Source organism: Methanosarcina subterranea, from assembly GCF_055385895.1.
The window spans coordinates 3,111,187-3,132,227 of the sequence record NZ_AP042426.1; the positions used below are offsets into that span (position 1 = coordinate 3,111,187).

The following is a 21,041-nucleotide window of genomic DNA, read 5'->3' on the forward strand; positions in this document are numbered from 1 at the left end:
GTCTAACAGATTCAATTAAATATTCCAGTTTTTCGATAATAACTAACCAATTTATATAAATATCCACAAATAAATGCAATCCAAATAGAGAAATAGGTTATATAATCATACTTTGGGTAATGTATAGTAAGTCTAACTACTGCTACTAAAGCAATAACCTGAATTAATAATGCTATCATGTTCTTTTTTTCCATAATATCCCTCTAAATTAAATTTGGCTGATTATAATATCAGCCAAATGGTTAATTAAATTGGTTAGATTGTATACCAATGTGAACCAATTTGCATACTAACATGACCTGTTAATGGATATTGGAGCGCATTTGCATAGGGTATACGAACATCTATACTATTATCAGAATTTGATTCCGCCCAGTAAAATGTTGCTATTCCAAAAGCCACCAAAACGCCGATCGCATCACCAAAAGGCAACGGTCCATCGAGTATTATTCCAAGAAGGGCAGCAGCAGTTGCAGCACCACCAGCAATCCAGAGCCCATCTTTTGCAGAGAAGTGAATATGCACTCCACCTGTTGTTGCAGATCCATATGTTTCAAGATAACTTCCGTTCCAAAAACTTACCTTAGAGGCAGAAATTACTGCTGCAACTGCTGAACTATCGTTGAGATCTGCAGTAGATATGAGTTTTTTGGACACCAATTCGCTCTGATCAACAAAAGCAAAATTTGTTCTGTTAGGATTCTTTTCATCTGCCCATGAAATCACGTATGCAATTGATCCATCATCTTTTTTGAAAGATACTATCTTTTCTTTATCAGTTTCTTTCAATACTTTCATGCTTTCTGATGCTTCATTCGCTTTTTCCATTGCTTTTTTGATGTCTTCTCCAGAAACTGATACTTTGTTCGGATTTTCTGTTGCATCAGCATACTCTTTATTTTGCGATTCCGCCTGTGCAGTCACAGCCGGTACAAAAGCAATACTCACAAGAAGTACTGCCATAAACATTGCACTTATCTTAATTTTCTTAATCATTTGTTTCACTCTTGTTTAGCACCCAGGAGGCAGAATCAGGCAAGCTTAAATACACGCAAAGCTAACATAATCACTGCCTCATAGGGCACACTTTATGGAGTTTGGGGTTGTATCGGGAAAACTACTTCCAAACTCTATAAACTCCTTTTACCTAATTCTTTATAAGTTTTCTGTGCAAATTCTCAAACAATTCGATTTTCGAACTAATTTTGAATCTGAAACTAGTCCTTGACCATTATCAGTTGGATGATTTGGCTAGATACTTTATATATGGGTACTCGATTGATGCCATATTCTGTATTTTTATAAAAGTAAAAGTAACACGAGGTAATACAAAATAAAATCCACTAAGCCAATACTTGTATTGATTTATAGTATTCTTGAGTTGCTCACAGCCTCATGGCTGGACGATCACACCAAGGCTGGTACAATTCCCACTTTTCCCTACGGGGCGGTAAAACATTCCAATTTACAGAGTTCCCCAAAACCCGTCCAACATCATCACATCAAGACTTTTTCTCTTTGTCACTTCGAACAAAAAACTCCGAACTTCCTGAATTCAGGCGTTTTCTGCCTTCACCTCGTTACATTTTCAAGTTTTGGGAAAATATAGGGTTGAGAGTCAGCCAGCACTATTCTTCGTAGTACCGGCTTAATTACTGCCTTTGACAAAAACAGGTCTATTTATCTATAATTTTCTTTTCACTGTTGGCGCCAAAATAGGAAAAGTACCTTGATGACCATCCGGAAAACGCTGTTGCAAGGAAAGTCCTTGACAACACTGAGGGCTGATCATGTGCTCGGTGGTTACTGCGGTAATAACGAGTGAATGATAAGGACGTTGCTATATGCAACTTTGCAAGTGATAAATCGCAAGAATCGAACCTAGACTGGAGTAAAAGCAACAATCGGTACAATCGAGAAAAATATCAGCAAAAGTCCTTAAATCCAATTTGAAAGATTAAACTTCTCACCAGTAACCCTACATAAATTTGCATATCCTATCGCAATGCCAACACTCGTTAGAGACATACAAGATTCTGGTTTTTTCATGTTCATCTCTGTTGCTTCGTTAAAATACGGCTCTCTAATACATAAAAGTGGCTCTATACTAGAATATTCACTTACTAAATATCCAAATATATTTTTAAATCCTTCGGGAATTATGCCCGCAGATTTATTGTGGATAACCATATCTATGTCCATCACTTGAAAAGCCTGTATAAATCCACATCCGGCGTATACTAGATGAGTATACCAAGATTTTTCCTTTTCGAGAGAACCCAAAAATGGTAGTATGTAGACATCAATGTAATTTCTTAAATCGGATATATTATGAAATTCCCATTGTTTGATGCAGTGTTGCGAGATGAACCATAGAGTTAAAATATCAAACTCTTCCCTTGTTAATTTTGAGGCAACAGCTATTGATTCGTTTAATACAATTTGTGTTCGTGATCTTTGTGTTTCTTTTGTTCTCTCGATTAAAAGACTGATTAATATATCAGCTAATACTGGATCACCAGATCTAGCGTATTCCCTTTGTGCAATGAAAATGTCATATTGGAAATCAGGGTCGATAGCTTGGGCAAGACCTTCAGGATTTTGACATTTGAGTTCATCTAAAAATTTATCTATAAGCTTTTGAACTCTTTTCTCTGCTATCGCATTTGCTTGATTGGAGAGCTTATAATAATTAACTTTAAAAAGGTCGTAAAATATTTCTTTTACATCTTTGTAAGATAGACCATGATTAACACTGATGTTTCCATTGAAATTGATGTCTCCAGCTGCTTGCATAGGAATGCAATCGTTTCCAGTCGACTGAGTTTGATCTTTATTTAACATTTTCTTTGCCACCAAAATGAGAGTCATTAATTGTTAAACTGTCTCCAACTTGGAAGTTAACACACTTATCACCTGTAATCTGTGTTTGTTTTGGCTCAATCTTATTTTTGTGACGAATCCGATGAGAAATAAAATAGTAGACCGCACTAAGTATTGCGACACCGACTCCGCTAAATAACCATTCTTTGTTGTTATTTAACCAACTAATCATATCGGACATTCTGAACCCTTTGCGAGATATTCATAATTTACTGTTTACATTATAGGTCTTTCAGTTTATTACTCAATAAACAATGTCTGTGTGATATAATCATGTTATCTGTACATTTCTAGAGAATCTACAGACTGCCGGAAAGGGCAAGCGTGTGAGATAAAAGGAGGCTTCCATGCGTGGATCAGGTAGACCTGTCCCGTTTAGGCACTACGTGGAGCGCTATTTGGCTGATCATCCTGATAGCGCTGCTGCAAAAAAAGTGCTGAACAGCCTGTGATAAAAGTATGGGATTCAAAGGAATCCCATTTTTCCCGGATGGTTTGTGAGCGTGTTCGTCTCAATAGCATTAACGATAGTTATGTATGTAGTATCAATCCACATTATATAACTTTTATCGCCTAAGCTTAGCTCTTCAAGTTCATACAACGTATAGTCTTTGGGTTTGTATACAAAGGCTTTAATTATAGTATTTTGACTATCAGCCGCAGGCGCTTGAATTACAAGACCATACACATCCCTGTCTGGTTTGTAGTCAATATAATTCTTCAAAAATGATGCTGCATCACTTGGGCTTAGTCCAGCCAATGGCTGCCCTGTGTAAACATACAACCTCTCACCGTAATTGTTATCCGCCTGCCATTCGAAGTATGCACCATTCCACTCACTGGTCAGCGTGTTAAGATTTTCTTCGAATTGTTCTTCAGTTATCTTGCTTGGGGATAAGGATTCGTCGGGTTCTTCTGTCCACTCAGACTCGGTTAGTAACCCCTGTTGAACCGCGCCTGTACCTGTCATCCAGAATTCGAATTGCGTTCCATCTGAGAATGTAAACAGGTGCAGCTCTTCCTGATTGCTGGTACGATGTTCCAGAGCATATTCCTGCATCCAACCGTTCATATCCTGAGAGTAAGGAACCGAAACACGGTACTTCACCAGCGGTTTTTCATCTGGAGTTTCACTAATAGTCATTTCAGCGATATCGGTTCATCTGTTTCAGCATCATCTACTGTTGTTGAGGTATTGATACAACCTAACCCCAAAACTACAAAAATAGTCAGCAAGACAACAGTTATTTGTTTCATTTATTTCAAACACCTCGCTTTAATAAGCACGTGTTCTAAGTGTCTTAAATATTTCTTTTTGATCCTGTAAGTAAATCCAGAAAAATTATCAGTGAAGATAAATGGAAAATAAAAGAGCATATGAAAAAATTATGAGTTTAAGTAAAAAATCTTCTCAAAATATTCGACCAAACGAAATAAATTAACAAACCAAGATAAAACAATAGGGCTGAACCTGATGGAAGATTTGCACTATCTGCTGCAATGCTCACAATAAGTGAAAAGTCAGATAGAGAATTTGATTCATCGGTGTGGTCTTCTTCAATGGGCTTTTCCTGTTTTAACCTGACTTTGACAGTTAGATAAAAATAAATGCTCTTTGTTTTGTGTTATTCGGTCAAATGAACATCACAAAACAGAGAGCATTCCCTACAATTCCGAACAAGAATATATGTGTTCCTATCGGATCGATTCCTGCTGTCCAATCCTTTTATGAAAAACTTAATTTTTGTGCTATTTTTAGCAAGCATAAAAGTAAGGATTTTGATATCAATAGTTTATTGATAGGATTGGTGAGCTATAAGCTCACCGATAATTTTAGCATCAAAGAAGCTGGGAAATGGTTAAATCAGGAAGAAATTCTTGAGCTCTTAAACCTTGAAAGATTCCATGAAAGAGTCCTTTACAGAACCCTTGAAATCCTGGGACGTAACAGAGAGGAAATCCTCTCGGATATTCTGGACAGTCTGTTTTCTGTTTATGATTTTGAAAAAACTGATATAAACCTGGACTGGACAAGTATAGTTCTTCACGGCACAAAATCCAAACTTGGTAAATATGGATACAGTAGAGATCATAGACCTGATAAATTGCAGATAACAGTTGGAGTTAGCGAACTCAAAAAACCCATAAACATACCTATCGGAATTACAGTGAATAGAGGAAACGTTCTTGACTTGCAGCATTTTTCTGACACTTATAACCAGGTAAAAAATAGGCTAGAAAAAGGCTCTCTTATTGTTTTTGATAAAGGAGCTAATACCGTAGACAATATTAAGCTTATACAAGAAGATAAGATGCAGTATCTCACTTCAAAATACAAGTGACGACAAAATTATTGAGAATTTTGATCCAGGAATAGCTGAACTAGTAGATTCCAAAAAATGTATATGAGATTAAAATCACTAGGCCAAGTAGCATCAAGCCTGCGTTCGGCAGGTAAACATATAGATTAATATTATTAATTTTATATCACTCTCATGGTCTTTCCATGGCAGAGAAAAACAGCAGTCGAAGAGTTGAATCCTCTTTAAAACGTACAAGTTTCCTAGGTCACCTTGGTCTCATAGCTGGAGTTTTCAGAGAACTTGAAGTTGACAAACTGATCGATGAGAAACTTCCAAAAGAAAGAGATCATAATATCCCTCACTCAGTCTGCATCCTTGCCATGGTACTTAATGCTCTTGGTTTCATAGGGCAACGTCTGTACCTGTTTCCTGATTTTTTCAAAAACATTTCTACGGAAAGGCTTCTCGAGAACAACGTAACAAGAGAAGACCTGAATCAATATGTTATCGGAGAGACTCTTGACAGAATAGTCAAATACGGCTCTACAAAACTGTTTACGGAAATTACTCTTCACATTATGAACCGTCTACCTATCCCTGTTCATTGTTTACACGCTGACACTACAAGTGTCAGCGTTTATGGGGATTATGATGACGAAGAAACTGAGTCTATTGATATTACTTTTGGGATTCCTAAAAACGGAAGATGGGACCTTAAACAGTTTGTACTGAGCTTAATTGTTAATCAGCATGGTATACCTTTTTTCATGAATACACATTCAGGAAATGCTTCAGACAAAAACACAATTCTGGAAGCAATCAAGTCTCTCAAATCAGCTTTAAGACCTGAAAGCAAAGTGTACTATGTCGCTGATAGTTCCTTTTACACAGACAATAATATCAAGAACATAGGAAAGTCATTCTGGATCAGTCGTGTTCCTGCAACAATTACCGAGGCAAAAGAACTGTTAACCGCAAATCTGAACCTGCAACCGTTAAAAAGTGATGAGAGGTACTCATTTTATCAAACCTTTGTGGAATATGGCGGAGTCAAACAAAAGTGGGTTTTGCTGCTTTCTCACAAGATGAAAGAGAAGAAAGAGCAAACTCTCAGGACGAAACTTGACAAAGAGGTTGAAAAAGCAGAGAAGGCTTTTAAAAAGCTGAAAGGAGAGGACTTTTTCTGCGAGAGGATGCATTAAAAGCCGCAGAGAAATGGATTCAAGATTTTCCTTCGGTTGTGTTTGAAAAAGTGGATTTGAAATCCATTAAGAAACATGAATCGGGTAAAAGAGGCAGAATTTCAAAAGATGAGGTATTAAAGACTTATTACAGGATTGAAGGCATCATAAAGGTTAATGATGCTTTTGTTTTGAAAGAGATGGAGAAAATGGGACTTTTCATTCTTGCAAGTAATGATATCAGTATTTCTCCTGAGGATATGCTGAAGTATTACAAAGGGCAGGATAACGTGGAAAAAGGATTCAGATTCTTGAAAAGTGATACTTTTAGCATATCGAAAGTTTACCTCAAGAACAAAAAAAGAATTGAAGCGCTGGCTATGATAATGGTTCTCTGCTTAATGATTTATTCAGTTGCAGAATGGAAATTGAGGACAAAATTAGAAGAAGAAAATGAAACGGTTCCAGATCAAAAAGGGAAACAAACAAAAAGACCTACAATGAGATGGATATTTTTCAATTTCCAGGGAATTACAGAGCTTAGGACTCAGAAAGAAGGAGAAATAGAGTCAGAAATATTGAATATGGAGGATCTTCACTGGAAGATATTGAGTCTCATGGGAGAGAAATATGAAAATATATATCTCTAATTACGTTAACCTGCCGAATACAGGATCAAGCATTTTTATTACTCTGAATTTTTACAGAAGAAACAGTTGGAATCGAAAGCAAGAATAATTCTTAGGAAGTTACAGGAAGCAAAAGAGATCCAGGAAGTAATCGTAAAGAATAAAAAACTTCCCAAGAAATTCAGAGTCAACAATGAGTTGATTGAGATTGATTACTCATTCAGGACTAAGCTCGAAGAGCTTAGTGATCAAGAAGCAATAGAACTCCTAAAAAGCTCCATAATTAATGGAAGAGAAGGATTTTTTTGCCTAAGATCAAGTAAGGATTTGACACTTGAAAAGGCATTGGAGATATATCGAGAAAAGGATTCTATTGAGAAAATATTCAACTCGTTAAAAAACGAAATTCAGATTAAGCCATTAAGGGTTTGGTCGGATGATAGCATTTATGGAGCTATTCTCCTGGGCTTTATTGCTCAATTATTCATATCGCTAATGCGAGATGAATTCAAGGAGATTAAACACACGTCTACAAAATTCATCAAAAAAAGTTTGAGGAATTTGACACTTACAATCAAGTTCATGAAAAATAGAATCAAAGAATATATTTTTGCTAATTTTGACGGGATAAATAGCTTGATTGTAACAAAAAAGAATGGAGTTACATAGAAGATATAACAAATTTTTATAAATTTAGGTAACTTGTCAAGTTCAGTTAGACCAAAAATGAAGAGAAATATTCAGTACCAATTAGTGGATTCTGTCAAACTAAGGATAAAAAGTAATTTGCGAAGAATTTTATAATATCATAGAGTGCTATGATATAATACTCTAAATAACTGTTACAGATGATTCAAGTTTTGTTTTGCTCAAACATAGGAGTTTTGTGTTGGTGGAGGAGTCTCTGGAAATTAGCGGAGTTATTCGAAACACAAGATAATAAATTCATTCGATTTGAAGTATATTGTGACTGATAGTATGTAATTTTGTCTGGAGTCTAAACTAAAAAACACTGAATATTTCATAGAGAGCTTATTAACAAATATTGTTACGACCTGCCCCTGGTGATCGTTATGTTCAGACGAGAATTAGTAACTTCTTTTCTTGTATTTTCTTTTATCTTTGTATGCGTTCCTTCTGCTTCATGTATGAGTTCTCCGCAAACAATTTATGTTGCAGGGGACGGCAGCGGAGATTATAACTGCGCTGGAAAAAGCGATCAGGTACAGATAAACCAGGCGCTGCAATTTGTAGCAAATAACAGTGAATACACAACTGTCCATCTTAAAGGACCTTTTACTTACGTTATTGATGATAGTATCCTGATTGGCGACAATACAATTCTTGAGGGAGACTCCACTGCTGTGATCAAACTTGCTAACCACGCAGGCTGGCCTTCGATGAAACCTCTTATCCAGCAGATGGGCAGCAAAGGAAATAACATTACAGTAAGGGGCTTTGAGGTCGATGGAAACTATGAGGGCAATCGTGAAATTCTGTTGGGTAGAGGATACTACAATGTAATGTACTTTACTTACTGTAATAATGTAAAAGTATACGGCATGTATATGCACGATGGGAATGGGGACGGATTGAGGATAAACAAGGGTAAAAACATTCAGTTTTACAACAACACTATATACAAGCTGGGACACGACGGTCTGTTTGTACTCAGGAGTGAAAATGTAGAGGCATGGAACAACCGAATAACCTGCAGGACCAATAGCGCTCTCAGAGTATGGAACTCAAACCACGTAAAATTCCACGATAACGTCATCGACTCTTTCCACCATTGGAGTGCAGGAGGTCCGGGAATACAGATTGAAAAAGGACCTGATTCCTCAAATCAGACAGCGATCGTCAACGATGTAGAGGTGTATAACAATACTATCTGTAACAGTTTTGGGCCTGGGATCTGGATGCCAGATTATGATGAATCTACTAGCGTCGGTGATCAGGGAAAAAGTGTCCATATTCATCACAATATCTTCTACAGCACTGGCACTAATCCCAGTATTACCTCAATCGGGGGCATTGTAGCGAATGGATTCAATGGGACCCTTATCGAAAATAACTTATTTGACAGATGCTATGGTGCTGCTATCTACCTCACGTCCCCTCCGGAGTATATTCCGGCAGGTGGATTATTCAAGATTACTGTGCGCAACAACACAATCGTAAACACTCAAGAGGGTACAATAGATCCGAACGGGACAGGATATGCAGCAATAAATAATTTCCCCCAAATATACGATTTAGTGCTGCAAAATAACAGCCTTTACAATAATGTGCGTGGAGATTATAAAAACTGCACATCGACAACAGATATATATGTTAATCCTCTTGCAGACCAGAAAAATCATGATTATCAGCTGCTGTCGGTTTCAGGCCTCTGGGATGGAAAAAAATGGATTGATGCTGGAAAGGATATTGCGATAAAACTCAATAACATTGTCGCTTGCATTGCTCCTGCTCAAAGCGTTTCACCTATCGTAAATGAAACTCAAATCACCACCAACGTATCATACAAGGAATTTCCTTCTATCTACGGTGATAGGATAGTGTGGCAGGATTATCGAAATGGAGACCTGGGAAATGCAAGCTGGGATATTTATATGTACGATATAGCCACTTCGAAGGAAACTCGGATCACTACTAATGAATCATGGCAGGAAAATCCTGAGATTTTTGGCGACAGAATAGTATGGGAAGACGGGCGCAGTGGAAACAAGGATATCTACATGTACAATATTTCCACCAGCACAGAAACCCGGATTACAAACGATGAGTCAGATAACACTCACCCTGCTATCTATGGTGACAAAATCGTATGGGAAGAAAGGCTCGATGCAGGAAACCACGATATCTACATGTACAGTATTTCCGCCCGCAAAGAAATCCGGATTACAAAAGGCGAATCAGATAATACTCACCCTGCTATCTACGGTGACCGGATAGTATGGGAAAGGCATGATGGAGGAAACCATGATATCTGTATGTACACTATTTCCACCTGTAAGGTAACTCAAATCACTAAAAACGGAAAAGCCTGTAATCCTGCTATCTATGATGATAGGATCGTGTGGGAGGATTATCGCCTTGCAGATGAGTATGATCTCTCAAGTTCGGATATTTTTAAATATGATCTCTCCACTCACAGGGTAACTCAGATCTCAACCAGCGGAAGAGCACATAATTCTGCTATCTATGGTGACAGGATTGTGTGGTATGATTTCCGGAACGGCAACGATGATATATATATGTATAATATCACCACTTCCAGCGAAATTCAGATTACCACAAATATATCAGAGCAGGAATTTCCCGCAATCTTTGGTGACAGAATAGTGTGGCAGGATTACCGAAATGTACAGTATAACCCTGATATATATATGGGTAGTATTAGCTACCCATCTGCCGCTGCTTTCTAAGTATCCGCCGTATCCGGAAAAGCACCTCTTACAGTGAGATTATCAGATAAAAATGATCCTGAATTTCAGCATCTATCAAGCAGAGCTCAGGCTATCAAGATCCTTGTAAATGCTCTTAGTTATGGGATGTTCATTGAACTTAATCCAGAAGATAAGAAAAATTTCATAAGTCTAAGGCTGTCCTTGATTTCCTGAGCCAAAGGTATCCTGAAATTAAATATGATATTTCGGACGAACTCGCAAAACTAAGAGCTGTAAAGAGTATCAGGGAAATTATGGGAACAGAGGGAACCTTAGCCGGTAAATACTGGACTGAGTTTTCAAAGGCTGTTCCAAAGGAACATGATTTTTGTTCCAGGATAGACCAGTACAGAAAAGCTATGGGTTCAGGAGATATGGTAAACACTATGCTCAATTATGGTTATTCTCTGCTTGAATCTGAATGCCTGAGAGCCATTAATTCTGCAGGTCTGGGCTCATACTTTTTGCATGAAGACCCCAAGCAAGAACAGCTTAGCTTATGACTTTCAGGAGCCCTTCAGGTTCCTTGTTGACCTGGCAGTTATCAGCCTGGTTGAAAATGGAGCTATGGAAAGTAAGGATTTCATAAGAACAGAAAATTACAATCTCAGGTTAAAACCTGCAGGAGCCAAGAAGATTGTTAATGAGTTTTCTAATATGCTGAATAAAAAGGTAAGTTACCAGGGTAAAGAAAGTACCTGGAGTTATGTTATTTTTCTGAAGGTAAGAGAATTAGCCCATTACCTTACTAGCAAAAAGGAGAAACTGGATTTTGTTAAGCCTGAGTATGAGATTGAGAGAATTGATTCTTGTGACATAAGGCAAAAGATGTATGTGAATTTTTAGAAAGAATAAAAGAAGAAAATGAGTATGATCCTATAGTTGTACTGGATAACTCAAAAACACATAATGCAGATATTACAGTCAGAAATACAGAGCAATTGGATATAATATTTGTATTCCTGCCACCATATCACCTGACTTAAACCCAATTGAATTTATATGGAAAAGTGTCAGGAAGAAAATTTTAAAAGAATTCATTGAATCAGTTACACGACTCCGAAAATTGATTAAAAAAGAATATACCAAGTTAGCTAAATCAAAATCTTTTGCTAACAATTGGATTAAATTATTTGATGAACAAATTAAAAGTGCAATTAATTCATGAGTTGACTATAATCTGACTTTATAGAAAAGAACTAATTTTGTTGGGACAACTTCCTAAAAAACAGTGCTGTGGATATTTTTCAATAGCGTACACTTTTTAAGCGTTGTATATCCCCAATAAGAGTGCGGGGTAATAGGTATCTCGAATTTTTTGTACGCTAGTGCGAAGATTATGCACAACCGTAGTTTTAGAAAGTTGCCATCCCCAAAAAAACACTGTTTCTCTTTTCAAAGGTCGCCTTATGAAAATGAATAAATCTCTTTTTTTAGAAGCTGGCTTTTTCAAGCCAACCAAATTTCTGATTTATGTATTATATTTGGTTTAGCGACTATTTGAGATTTACAATTTTACAGAACTTTTTAACATTTAAAATATTTGGGAATATTAGACAATGTTGTGAAGGAGTTCATTATAGAATATCTATGTGGTAACTAAATTTACAACATCGAGTTTTAATTATAATGTTGATTGATATATATCTGATTTATATAATTTCTAATTAATATTTCTTTATATTATATATTTAGTAATAATAATAATCTAGTGATCCAACTGGAAATCGCTTAATAACTATATCTATTTGGATATAACTTTGGGATGTGGACAAATGGGAACACAATTTAGCAGAATAAAAAAGACGCTGAGTATTTTGCTGGCAGTTTGTTTTTTACTGTCAGTGGCAGCAGTGGCTGTAAGTGCTAAAGAGCTATGCAATGTAACTGAAAAGACGGCAGAAAATAAAATGAAAGGATTTTCTATTGATATCGAAAAAGCCACTTTGGAAAATGACAATTACCGCAAGGTGCTCTATACTGGAAAGCATAGCCAGCTGGTACTTATGAGCCTCAAGCCCGGAGAAGAAATTGGAATAGAAATGCATAACGAAACCGACCAGTTTTTCCGTTTTGAAGAAGGGCAGGGGAAGTGCATAATTAACGGTAACGAATATGAAGTACGTGATGGATCCGCGATAATAGTACCGGCAGGTGCTGAGCACAATATCATCAATACTTCGAAAAAGGGGTCTCTGAAACTGTATACGATCTATTCCCCGGCGCACCACAAGGATGGCATCGTGCGCGCCACAAAAGAAGAAGCCGAAGCAAATGAAGCCGACTTCGACGGCGTGACCACGGAATAAGCTCATAAGAGAAAGGAATAACGCTTTATTTTCATAAAGCGTTATTCTTTTTTATTATTTTGAAGTTAAAGTTTTTAATATTATTGATTTCTCATTTCAACTGCGTAAGTCTATATTTTAAAATTTTTCTCATAACCAGTATTAAAGTTTAACTTTCCCTCTCTCGCTTTTTCCTTCAGATACTTTAGTTCACTCCTATGTTTAATCCCTATTTTTCGGGTTTTTTCAGGAGTTAAAGCCAAAATAAAATTTATTACCTCTTCTTCATTAATGAAAACTTGCGGCTTTTCTACATCCAAAGGCTGACCCTCAATATTATTAGCTTCCTTTCAGATGTAAATCAGTCCGTCAGCTCGAATGTGTTTTCTCTCTAAAACTCCAATGTCATCCTCGAACTTGTTTTCAAGATAATCAACATACTGCAAAATTGTTCTACTCAAATGTTTAAAATATTGAGATCCTTCCTTAATTTCTCCGGTTTCGTAAAATAAACGGCTCGTAAAACTATTTTCTGGTAATCCTTAGTAAACAGAGCCAGAGGCTTAACAGCCTTATCGTTTTCAATAATTGCCTGGAATCCTACAAGGAAAAAGTTAAAAGGTTTTATCTGTTCTTTCCAGTCTTTCCCTTTATTCAGTTTCTTAAATCTGTTCAATACACTGAAAGTAGTAACTATAAGCTGAGAAATTGCATAAAAATTAGAATACTTCTATGGTGCTTTTTTTTCTTAACTCTCAGCCAAGCGTTGTAATCCCTTTTTATCGCTAATAAAGAAAGCTGTAACTGCCCCTGTCAAAAATACAGCCAAAGAACAGTACTTTTTTACAGAACGCATCGTATATCTGTGTAAATTCTCCATATTGCATGCTTTTTTGGCTAATTTAAATACGTCCTCAATGAGAGATCTAATAGACTTAAGTGCTCCCCAATTTTCCATCAAAGATTTAAATTTTGCTACAAGTCTTTTATATATTTTCTTTTCCTCTTCCGTATTTCTTTTTGAATCAAATATGTTCAAAGGATAGCTTAGCATGTCGAAAAGTTTATTGTAATTGCAATTTATCCTTGGAAAAATAATCGGAACTATTTTGTATTTTGCTATTCCTATTACATAATTTTCATATGAAAAATAACCTTTATCGAAATAAAGTACATCTCCTGGTCTTATTTTCTTTCTTCTCTTTAGCTCTTCTAGAATCTGGGGATAAACCGTGTATTCACTAACATTTGCTTCATTAACGACGAAAGCTAACGGTTTTAAGCTTGGATATTCCATGGCAAGACTCAGTTTCATCCCTATGAAATAACCTCGATGTTTAGAGTGTCCCCATTTAAATTCTCGATCTTCTAACATCTTTTTGCTAATTTTTCTCTTAAACCAATTAAGATCAAGATTGATGTCTGTGCTATCGATTATGATATGATTTAAACCTCTTTTACGCCGAGAACAAACGCTGTTAAGTAATACGATAATGAAGTTGATAAACTGCTCCGGATCAAAGCTGCTCATAATACTGTATACTTCATTTTCAGAAGGTACTGACTTTATTCTCATAAATTTTCGTAATTTTTTCTTTTCTTCCAGTTCTCTGACTACATAGGAAATTTCAAGGCAAAAATACATGCTTAGAATGACGATTTTCAGAACAGGTATTGATTTCTCAAGAGGTAAGATTCCATATTGTGAAAGGATTTGCCTGGTAGATCGTAAATCAAAAACGTTTAATATCTCTGAAAGCAATTTCCATTTGTAATCTTCGTTTATTGGGATAAGCGGAGGTTTCACAAACAAACACCAGAGGAGGATTATACGCCCTCCTCAATAAATTTTACGATTTTTAACGAGGTAAAATTGAATTTTAGACAAAAATATGCTGTATTTTTTAAAGGGGAACTAAATTTAATGTCATTTGATTGAATAAAACACTTATATCACTTATTTTTTTCATAAAATTTTTCAGGTCCCTAAATACTTCTCTTCAATATCTCTTTCAGTAATTAACATAATGCAACTTCAAAATATCCTGCCAGATTTCAGCCTGTAGAAAGTGGGTCTATGGAAAGTAAAAACTTTATCAGGACAGAAATTCACAATCTCAGATTAAAACCTACAGGAGCCAGGAAGATTGTTAATGAGTTTTTCTAATATGCTGAATAAAAAGGTAAGTTACCAGGGTAAAGAAAGTACCTGGAGTTATGTTATTTTTCTGAAGGTAAGAGAATTAGCCCATTACCTCGAAAGCAAAAAGAAAAAACTGGATTTCGTTACGCCTGAATATGAAATTGAGAGAATTGATTCTTATGATATAAGGCAAAAGATTCTCAATATTTCTTACGTTGACTGGAAGAAATTAGGGTTTTCTAAAGGTACTTTGCATTACATGAAGCAGAATGCCAAGTCAGATAAACCGTTTACTCTTAATGCTCATGAAAAGGAGAGGTTGGAGACGTGGGAAGGGTGAGGAATATATTGCATTGATACCTGTGGAATGAGACAATATTTGAGGGGTAGAATCCACCCTATTCTCCCCCTGCTCTTGTCACCATCAGGCTATAATTGGCTCGTACCTATGTGCTCCCAGGTTGGCTTTATCTGTGATCTTTGTGTAAACTCAACGACCTGAACACCATAATAAAGGAAGATAATTAAAATATACAAAAGTGTACATGCCAGCAAGAAACCTAAACCTATTTCATGAAGAAAAACTAAAAGCACATTTGGTTTAAGTGTGTCTCAAATAGATGTTTAAGATGGAGATTTTATTGTTTTTACTGGTGGTATCATTGTAGGAATTAGTTCAGGTCTTTTAACAAATGTATGGGTCACAAGTAAAGGAAATCAAGGCACAGCTCAGTGGTACTTTATTGACAAATTATGAAATATAGGAGTGAGTAAAATGAGTGATTACGAATTAACCGATATTGAAAAAAAAGCCCTGGATAATTGGATAATGTTAAATATACTCCCACAAAAAACACCAAATAAAAATTACACTAGTTATGCACTTAAAATTCTTTTTGAGCAAGCACCAGATGGTTTCTTTATCACAAATAAGCAGTTTAAAGAAGCGATGGTCAGATGTAATTTCTTACCTGTAAATAAAAATAAATTAAATTGGGAATTTCGAATTTCCCTAAAATCTCCAGGGTTGAAATAATCTAAATGAGGTTATAAACCTAACATATATTGAAAAAACTTATACAATTTTCCCAAGTAAAGGAAATGTTTCCAACAGCGTTTTAAAAAACGCATTTCTATTAATAAACAAAATCTGTTTATCAGATATCACCCTGTTTCCTTGGAAGAAACGTTCCTTTTGAATTGCATAATCGGAAAGATTTCAATTCCTCTTTTCGAGCAGTAGTGGACAGCCCTTAGCGTGCAGGGTACGCATACAAACTTACGTTGATTCCTGCTTTCGGCAGGTAAACCTATAAATTAATATCATTAATTTTATATCTCTTTCTTGGTTATCCCATGGCAGAGAAAAACAGTAGTAGAAGAGTTGAATCCTCCTTAAAACGTACACGGTTCTTAGGTCACCTAGGTCTTATGGCTGGAGTTTTCCGAGAACTTGAAGTTGACAAACTGATCGATGAGAAACTTCCCAAAGAACGGAATCATAATGTTCCTCACTCAGTCTGCATCCTTGCCATGGTACTCAATGGTCTAGGTTTCATAGGGCAACGTCTGTACCTGTTTCCTGATTTTTTCAAAAACATTTCTACTGAAAGGCTTTTTGGAGACGGTATAACAAAAGAAGACCTGAATCAATATGCTATCGGAGAGACTCTTGACAAAATCGTAAAATATGGCCCTACAAAACTGTTTACGGAAATTACCCTTCACATTATGGCTCGTCTACCTATTCCTGTTCACTGTTTACACTCTGACACTACAAGTGTCAGCGTTTATGGTGATTATGAAGACGAAGAAACTGAGTCTATTGATATTACTTTTGGAATTCCCAAAAACGGAAGATGGGACCTCAAACAATTTGTACTGAGCTTGATTGTTAATCAGCATGGAATACCACTTTTCATGAACACACATTCAGGAAATGCTTCCGACAAAAACACAATTCTGGATGCAATAACGTCTCTCAAATCAGTTTTAAGACCTGAAAGCAAAGTGTACTATGTCGCTGATAGTTCCTTTTACACAGACAATAATATCCAGAATATCGGAAAATCATTCTGGATCAGTCGTGTTCCTGCAACAATTTCCGAGGCAAAGGAACTGCTAACTGCAAATCTGAACCTGAAAACGCTAAAAAGTGATGAGAGGTACTCTTTTTATCAAACCTTTGTGGAATATGGCGGAGTCAAACAAAAGTGGGTTTTGCTGCTTTCTCACAAGATGAAGGAGAAGAAAGAGAAAACTCTCAGGACGAAACTTGACAAAGAGGTTGAAAAAGCAGAGAAGGCTTTTAAAAAGCTGAAAGGAGAGGACTTCTTCTGCGAAGAGGATGCATCAAAAGCTGCAGAGAAATGGATTAAAGAATTCCCTTCTATTGTTTTTGAAAAAGTTGATTTGAAATCCATTAAAAAACGTGAATCAGGTAAAAGAGGCAGACCTTCTAAAGATGAGGAATTAAAGACTTATTTCAGGATTGATGGAAGCATAAAGGTTAATGATGCTTTTGTTTTGAATGAAATGGAGAAAATGGGACTTTTCATTCTTGCGAGTAATGATATCACTCTTTCTCCGGGAGAGATGCTGAAGTATTACAAAGGACAGGACAATGTAGAAAAAGGATTCCGATTCTTGAAAAGTGATACATTTAGCATATCGAAAGTCTACCTAAAGAATAAAAGCAGAATTGAAGCACTGGCTATGACAATGGTTCTCTGCTTAATGATTTATTCAATTGCAGAATGGAAATTAAGGACAAAATTAGAGGAAGAAAATGAAACGGTTCCAGATCAAAAAGGAAAGCCAACAAAAAGACCTACGATGAGATGGATATTTGTCAATTTCCAGGGAATTACAGAACTTATTTCTCAGAAAGAAGGTGAAGTAAATTCAGAAATACTGAATATGGAGGATCTTCACTGGAAGATATTGGGTCTCATGGGAGAGAAATATGAAAATATCTATCTCTAATTACGTTAACCTGCCGAATGTAGGTACAAAGGAAAGAGTATCAAGTTTGCTTGAGAAACTTAAAAATAAGAATCAGGGCTGATTAATGGCAGAAATCGAGAATGTGGGCCTTTTCATGGCTTATTTTCTTGAGTAACAACCCCATTATTTTCTCCATTTTTCCCCATCCCACCTTTTCCAATAAATGAGCTTCATGGTGTATTCCATCATCAACTCCTCACAAGAGCTTATTTCTTCGTATTCTCCATCCTCCCCAATGTTACACCCGTTATCGTAGCTCTCTTTCAGGCAGATTGCATACCATCCTAAAAAGTGAACAAAAGCTTCATTTCTGGACATTCTTCCATTCTGTATAAAGAACTCGATGCATATTGCCTGTAGTTGGTCCTGACGAGGCAACCAAGTTATCTCACTGTATTCTCCGGATGGATATCCAAACCATACTTTAAATCCTTCATAAGCAGGATCAAAAACATATAGGAGTTACGCAGTTGGCTCTTCGCACATCGTTTTTGGCAACTCCACAAATCTACGAATTAATTTAATGTGTATAAGGGATTATTTAAATATTCTGTCACTGCCACTCTTCTAATTTTCATAGCACTTTCAAACCAGGATATTCCACTTTTGATTCTTTGTAATTCCAGTCTGAGAAAAGCCCTTAATGAGAACATTATATGTGCTCTTTGTGCCTCATTCTTTCTTGCCTGACATTTTTCGACGCCACAGAACTGCTTTATCCCTCTATGGTATTCCTCAATTTTCCATGACTTCTTTGCTAAATCTTCACGTTTTGATTCATCCATATCCTGCACATCTGTAACCCAGTGTTGCGTGTCTCCATCTTTTGAAACTATCCGAAACACCTTTACAAATCCATATGCTTTTAGGTGAACCACAATTCCTTTTGGAGGAATTTCTATTGTTTCAAGTGGCACATTCCCCTTGTTGTCAGGATTTACCAAACGATTATTTTTTAGCCTTGTAAGGAAATGCCATTCTTTTTTCCTTATGGCTTTAACCGGAGTTTATACTTTGTAGTATAAAACAGCATCAGACGGCACATAAAATGTAGGGTATAACAAAAAATTAATTATGTTTGGCACCAGTTCAAAGCATTTTAGTATAAAATCGACAAATATATGATTACTATTATAAACGAGTGTGTAACAAAAATAGCTAAATTCCCATTATGTAGGGTATAACACATAATCCATATAACAAGACGCCCTATATTGTTTTCTTCCTTACAGGGAAAGGGAAAACACATAAGTACCAATCTTTGGGCGAATTCAAGATATGGTGACGCCAAAATTGAATTAAATGGGTTTGGAATTTAATTAATTTTTTGTTATACCTACACAATATCAATAGCTATAGCCCGATTTTCATGATATCTTATAAACTCCGGTTTAAGGTTTTTCACACTTGCATACCATGTATCAAACAAAACAAATTCTGGATTAAAACTACGTTCTTCGGCTTTGTCAAGCATATCGAGGAAATGATCATTCTTTGTTTTGTCGTCTTCATCGATGTTATAAATTCGAAAATCAACAGGTATAACGGTTGTACCGTCTGTCCAAACTAAGGTAACCAGGCCTATCCCCTTTACAGTATGATGATGTTTTCCACTCCACATACGACGAACAAAAGCCATTTATTTTGCGTATGGTTTATCTAATGTTGAATCGTCAACAATTAGGTAGCCTTCCTCAAGCTTGACATAATTTTTTACTTCCTCCCACAATGCTTCTGTGTCTGGAGGTTGCCTTTGAAGGCAACGAGTGAAAGCATCATGAGAAGGAGCATTAGCTACGTTTGGATAACATCTAGCAGCTTCAGTGCAACTAAAAACGTTAGAAGCAGCAATGAGAAAATCAATGTATTCAATGTCGGTACACTTGGGCGGATTTATGTCCATAACTCCGTACGTTTTTGGGGAATCTATGAAATATAATTATATTTTAAATGACATTAAGTTATCGGCATTTCAAGTGCGTAAGTCCTATAATGATTATGACGATAACATGTCAGAATGGGACGAGATTTCAGCATTTGCAGAGAGGTATCAATCAACAGTTAAAGTCCTGGAGCATGGGGAGCATTACTTCCATAAGGAAGAGCAATTGAAGGTATTTGATAAATGGGCAGATGAAAATCTATTGTAAAACTTGATGGTATACTGCAAACAGAGGGGTATCCAGCATATTATTCTTTGCCCATGCAGTGATTGAATAAACGAAACTTTACAGATAGAGAAAAAAAAGGAAAGTAATAAATGCCGGTCTGTTGATATACCTGCCCTTAACAGGATTTGATACAATGGCTCACATTATTGTTGATAAGGATCTTTGCACAAGGTGCAGTATTTGTGCAAAGGTATGCCCTTCAGGTGTTATCGATCCAGCTGATGAGGCTCATCTCCCGCAAGTGCAGGAACCAAACGTTTCACGCTGTCTCTACTGCGGGCACTGCGAGGTTTTCTGCCCGTCTCAAGCTCTCGTTTTGGACCTCCGTCCTGATGAGAAAATTCTCCTGCCTGCCGACGCAGTTACTATCTCTCCAGAGGATATAGCTTTCTATCTCAAGAAACGCAGGTCTATTAGGCATTTTACCAGGGAGCCTGTGCCAAGGGAGAAAATTCTTGAAGTCCTTGATATTGCGCGCTACGCTGCATCCGGAACCAATGGTCAGCCGGTGCAGTGGCTGGTTATTCATGATCCGGAAAAAGTCAGGAAGATTGCCGGGCTCACCATTGAATGGATGAGAACCCTGCTGAACACCCCACATCCCATGAGCGGCTATGTGCCGATGCTTATTTCGGCTTGGGATCAGGGATACGATATCATTTGCCGGGGAGCCCCTCATCTGCTCTTTGCCCATATTCCTGAGGAAAACCCGATTGCATCCATTGATGCCACTATCGCCCTCACCCATTTTGATATCGCTGCACCGGCGTTCGGCATCGGTACCTGCTGGGCGGGCTTTGTTGCAGCGGCTGCCATTTTCTATGAACCTCTCCAGAAGGAACTCAATCTGCCCGCAGGGAGGAAATGTGCCTATGCGATGATGTTTGGCAACCCAAAATACAAGATCTATGGAATCCCTCGCAGGAAACCACTTGAGGTTACGTGGCAGTAAGTCTTGAAAGATTTTGAAAAGCTTTAGGGTGAG

Annotated in this window: 16 protein-coding genes and 6 pseudogenes; 12 read left to right on the plus strand and 10 right to left on the minus strand. The window is 36.8% G+C overall.

What is annotated here, in order from left to right; all coding sequences use genetic code 11:
• Window positions 1-11 precede the first annotated feature (11 nt).
• The 5 genes from ACZ5A8_RS13560 to ACZ5A8_RS13580 form a co-directional block, all read right to left on the minus strand.
• Window positions 12-194 carry a hypothetical protein gene (locus ACZ5A8_RS13560; RefSeq protein ID WP_464529678.1) on the minus strand — a complete coding sequence of 61 codons (183 nt, stop codon included), beginning with the start codon at window positions 192-194 and terminating at the stop codon, window positions 12-14.
• Between the two features lie 61 nt (window positions 195-255).
• Window positions 256-996 carry a hypothetical protein gene (locus tag ACZ5A8_RS13565; RefSeq protein WP_464529680.1) on the minus strand — a complete coding sequence of 247 codons (741 nt, stop codon included), beginning with the start codon at window positions 994-996 and terminating at the stop codon, window positions 256-258.
• A gap of 942 nt (window positions 997-1,938) precedes the next feature.
• Window positions 1,939-2,844, minus strand: coding sequence for an LPO_1073/Vpar_1526 family protein (locus tag ACZ5A8_RS13570; RefSeq protein ID WP_464529681.1), 906 nt, complete (start codon window positions 2,842-2,844; stop codon window positions 1,939-1,941).
• Complete coding sequence (locus tag ACZ5A8_RS13575) at window positions 2,834-3,064, minus strand: hypothetical protein (protein WP_464529683.1); 231 nt, start codon at window positions 3,062-3,064, stop codon at window positions 2,834-2,836. The genes ACZ5A8_RS13570 and ACZ5A8_RS13575 overlap by 11 nt, the downstream gene beginning before the upstream one ends.
• 285 nt (window positions 3,065-3,349) lie before the next feature.
• Entirely contained in the window at window positions 3,350-4,027 is a 678-nt protein-coding gene (locus ACZ5A8_RS13580; protein ID WP_464529684.1) for a hypothetical protein, read from the minus strand.
• A gap of 493 nt (window positions 4,028-4,520) precedes the next feature.
• Here ACZ5A8_RS13580 and ACZ5A8_RS13585 point away from each other — a divergent pair.
• From ACZ5A8_RS13585 to ACZ5A8_RS13615, 7 genes and pseudogenes are all read left to right on the plus strand, one after another.
• Window positions 4,521-5,323: pseudogene (locus ACZ5A8_RS13585) on the plus strand (transposase); the annotation flags it as partial.
• Between the two features lie 66 nt (window positions 5,324-5,389).
• A pseudogene (locus ACZ5A8_RS13590) lies at window positions 5,390-7,017 on the plus strand (IS1634 family transposase).
• Between the two features lie 24 nt (window positions 7,018-7,041).
• Window positions 7,042-7,665, plus strand: a pseudogene (locus ACZ5A8_RS13595) (transposase); the annotation flags it as partial.
• Window positions 7,666-8,144: 479 nt separating this feature from the next.
• Window positions 8,145-10,427, plus strand: a complete 2,283-nt coding sequence (locus tag ACZ5A8_RS13600; protein WP_464529686.1) for a right-handed parallel beta-helix repeat-containing protein — start codon at window positions 8,145-8,147, stop codon at window positions 10,425-10,427.
• Between the two features lie 212 nt (window positions 10,428-10,639).
• Window positions 10,640-11,294: pseudogene (gene cas1 / locus ACZ5A8_RS13605) on the plus strand (CRISPR-associated endonuclease Cas1).
• Window positions 11,295-11,326: 32 nt separating this feature from the next.
• Window positions 11,327-11,434 carry a hypothetical protein gene (locus tag ACZ5A8_RS13610; RefSeq protein ID WP_461652481.1) on the plus strand — a complete coding sequence of 36 codons (108 nt, stop codon included), beginning with the start codon at window positions 11,327-11,329 and terminating at the stop codon, window positions 11,432-11,434.
• Between the two features lie 789 nt (window positions 11,435-12,223).
• Window positions 12,224-12,757, plus strand: a complete 534-nt coding sequence (locus ACZ5A8_RS13615; RefSeq protein ID WP_464529688.1) for a cupin domain-containing protein — start codon at window positions 12,224-12,226, stop codon at window positions 12,755-12,757.
• A 110-nt stretch (window positions 12,758-12,867) separates the two neighbouring features.
• Here the strand turns inward: ACZ5A8_RS13615 and ACZ5A8_RS13620 are convergent, their stop codons facing one another.
• Both ACZ5A8_RS13620 and ACZ5A8_RS13625 read right to left on the minus strand, forming a co-directional pair.
• Window positions 12,868-13,056 carry a hypothetical protein gene (locus tag ACZ5A8_RS13620; RefSeq protein ID WP_461650085.1) on the minus strand — a complete coding sequence of 63 codons (189 nt, stop codon included), beginning with the start codon at window positions 13,054-13,056 and terminating at the stop codon, window positions 12,868-12,870.
• A gap of 428 nt (window positions 13,057-13,484) precedes the next feature.
• A complete protein-coding gene (locus ACZ5A8_RS13625; RefSeq protein ID WP_464529690.1) occupies window positions 13,485-14,543 on the minus strand; it encodes a transposase in 1,059 nt (352 codons plus the stop codon).
• Between the two features lie 346 nt (window positions 14,544-14,889).
• On the opposite strand from ACZ5A8_RS13625, the gene ACZ5A8_RS13630 reads away from it, so the two are divergent.
• From ACZ5A8_RS13630 to ACZ5A8_RS13640, 3 genes are all read left to right on the plus strand, one after another.
• Window positions 14,890-15,219, plus strand: coding sequence for a CRISPR-associated protein Cas1 (locus ACZ5A8_RS13630; RefSeq protein ID WP_464529692.1), 330 nt, complete (start codon window positions 14,890-14,892; stop codon window positions 15,217-15,219).
• A 435-nt stretch (window positions 15,220-15,654) separates the two neighbouring features.
• Complete coding sequence (locus tag ACZ5A8_RS13635; protein ID WP_464529693.1) at window positions 15,655-15,915, plus strand: hypothetical protein; 261 nt, start codon at window positions 15,655-15,657, stop codon at window positions 15,913-15,915.
• Between the two features lie 320 nt (window positions 15,916-16,235).
• On the plus strand, window positions 16,236-17,864 hold the full coding sequence (locus tag ACZ5A8_RS13640) for an IS1634 family transposase (RefSeq protein WP_464529695.1): 1,629 nt from the start codon (window positions 16,236-16,238) through the stop codon (window positions 17,862-17,864).
• 144 nt (window positions 17,865-18,008) lie between these two features.
• On the opposite strand, the gene ACZ5A8_RS13645 is transcribed toward ACZ5A8_RS13640, so the two are convergent.
• The 3 genes and pseudogenes from ACZ5A8_RS13645 to ACZ5A8_RS13655 all read right to left on the minus strand — a co-directional run.
• Entirely contained in the window at window positions 18,009-18,203 is a 195-nt protein-coding gene (locus ACZ5A8_RS13645) for a hypothetical protein (RefSeq protein WP_464529697.1), read from the minus strand.
• Window positions 18,204-18,400: 197 nt separating this feature from the next.
• A pseudogene (locus tag ACZ5A8_RS13650) lies at window positions 18,401-18,886 on the minus strand (transposase); the annotation flags it as partial.
• A gap of 389 nt (window positions 18,887-19,275) precedes the next feature.
• Window positions 19,276-19,788: pseudogene (locus tag ACZ5A8_RS13655) on the minus strand (transposase); the annotation flags it as partial.
• 25 nt (window positions 19,789-19,813) lie between these two features.
• Between ACZ5A8_RS13655 and ACZ5A8_RS13660 the strand changes: the two are divergent.
• Window positions 19,814-20,035 carry an OTU domain-containing protein gene (locus ACZ5A8_RS13660; RefSeq protein WP_464529698.1) on the plus strand — a complete coding sequence of 74 codons (222 nt, stop codon included), beginning with the start codon at window positions 19,814-19,816 and terminating at the stop codon, window positions 20,033-20,035.
• Window positions 20,036-20,189: 154 nt separating this feature from the next.
• The gene (locus ACZ5A8_RS13665; RefSeq protein ID WP_464529700.1) at window positions 20,190-21,008 is read left to right on the plus strand and encodes a nitroreductase family protein; all 819 of its coding nucleotides are present in this window, start codon (window positions 20,190-20,192) and stop codon (window positions 21,006-21,008) included.
• Window positions 21,009-21,041 lie beyond the last annotated feature (33 nt).

Coding starts and splice junctions, on each gene's coding strand:
- ACZ5A8_RS13645 (WP_464529697.1), bottom strand. CDS start 18,203: ATGTCCAGAAATGAAGCTTTTGTTCACTTTTTAGGATGGTATGCAATC.
- ACZ5A8_RS13565 (WP_464529680.1), bottom strand. CDS start 996: ATGATTAAGAAAATTAAGATAAGTGCAATGTTTATGGCAGTACTTCTT.
- ACZ5A8_RS13580 (WP_464529684.1), bottom strand. CDS start 4,027: ATGACTATTAGTGAAACTCCAGATGAAAAACCGCTGGTGAAGTACCGT.
- ACZ5A8_RS13635 (WP_464529693.1), top strand. CDS start 15,655: ATGAGTGATTACGAATTAACCGATATTGAAAAAAAAGCCCTGGATAAT.
- ACZ5A8_RS13560 (WP_464529678.1), bottom strand. CDS start 194: ATGGAAAAAAAGAACATGATAGCATTATTAATTCAGGTTATTGCTTTA.
- ACZ5A8_RS13615 (WP_464529688.1), top strand. CDS start 12,224: ATGGGAACACAATTTAGCAGAATAAAAAAGACGCTGAGTATTTTGCTG.
- ACZ5A8_RS13575 (WP_464529683.1), bottom strand. CDS start 3,064: ATGTCCGATATGATTAGTTGGTTAAATAACAACAAAGAATGGTTATTT.
- ACZ5A8_RS13570 (WP_464529681.1), bottom strand. CDS start 2,844: ATGTTAAATAAAGATCAAACTCAGTCGACTGGAAACGATTGCATTCCT.
- ACZ5A8_RS13600 (WP_464529686.1), top strand. CDS start 8,145: ATGAGTTCTCCGCAAACAATTTATGTTGCAGGGGACGGCAGCGGAGAT.
- ACZ5A8_RS13660 (WP_464529698.1), top strand. CDS start 19,814: ATGAAATATAATTATATTTTAAATGACATTAAGTTATCGGCATTTCAA.
- ACZ5A8_RS13640 (WP_464529695.1), top strand. CDS start 16,236: ATGGCAGAGAAAAACAGTAGTAGAAGAGTTGAATCCTCCTTAAAACGT.
- ACZ5A8_RS13665 (WP_464529700.1), top strand. CDS start 20,190: ATGGCTCACATTATTGTTGATAAGGATCTTTGCACAAGGTGCAGTATT.
- ACZ5A8_RS13630 (WP_464529692.1), top strand. CDS start 14,890: ATGAGTTTTTCTAATATGCTGAATAAAAAGGTAAGTTACCAGGGTAAA.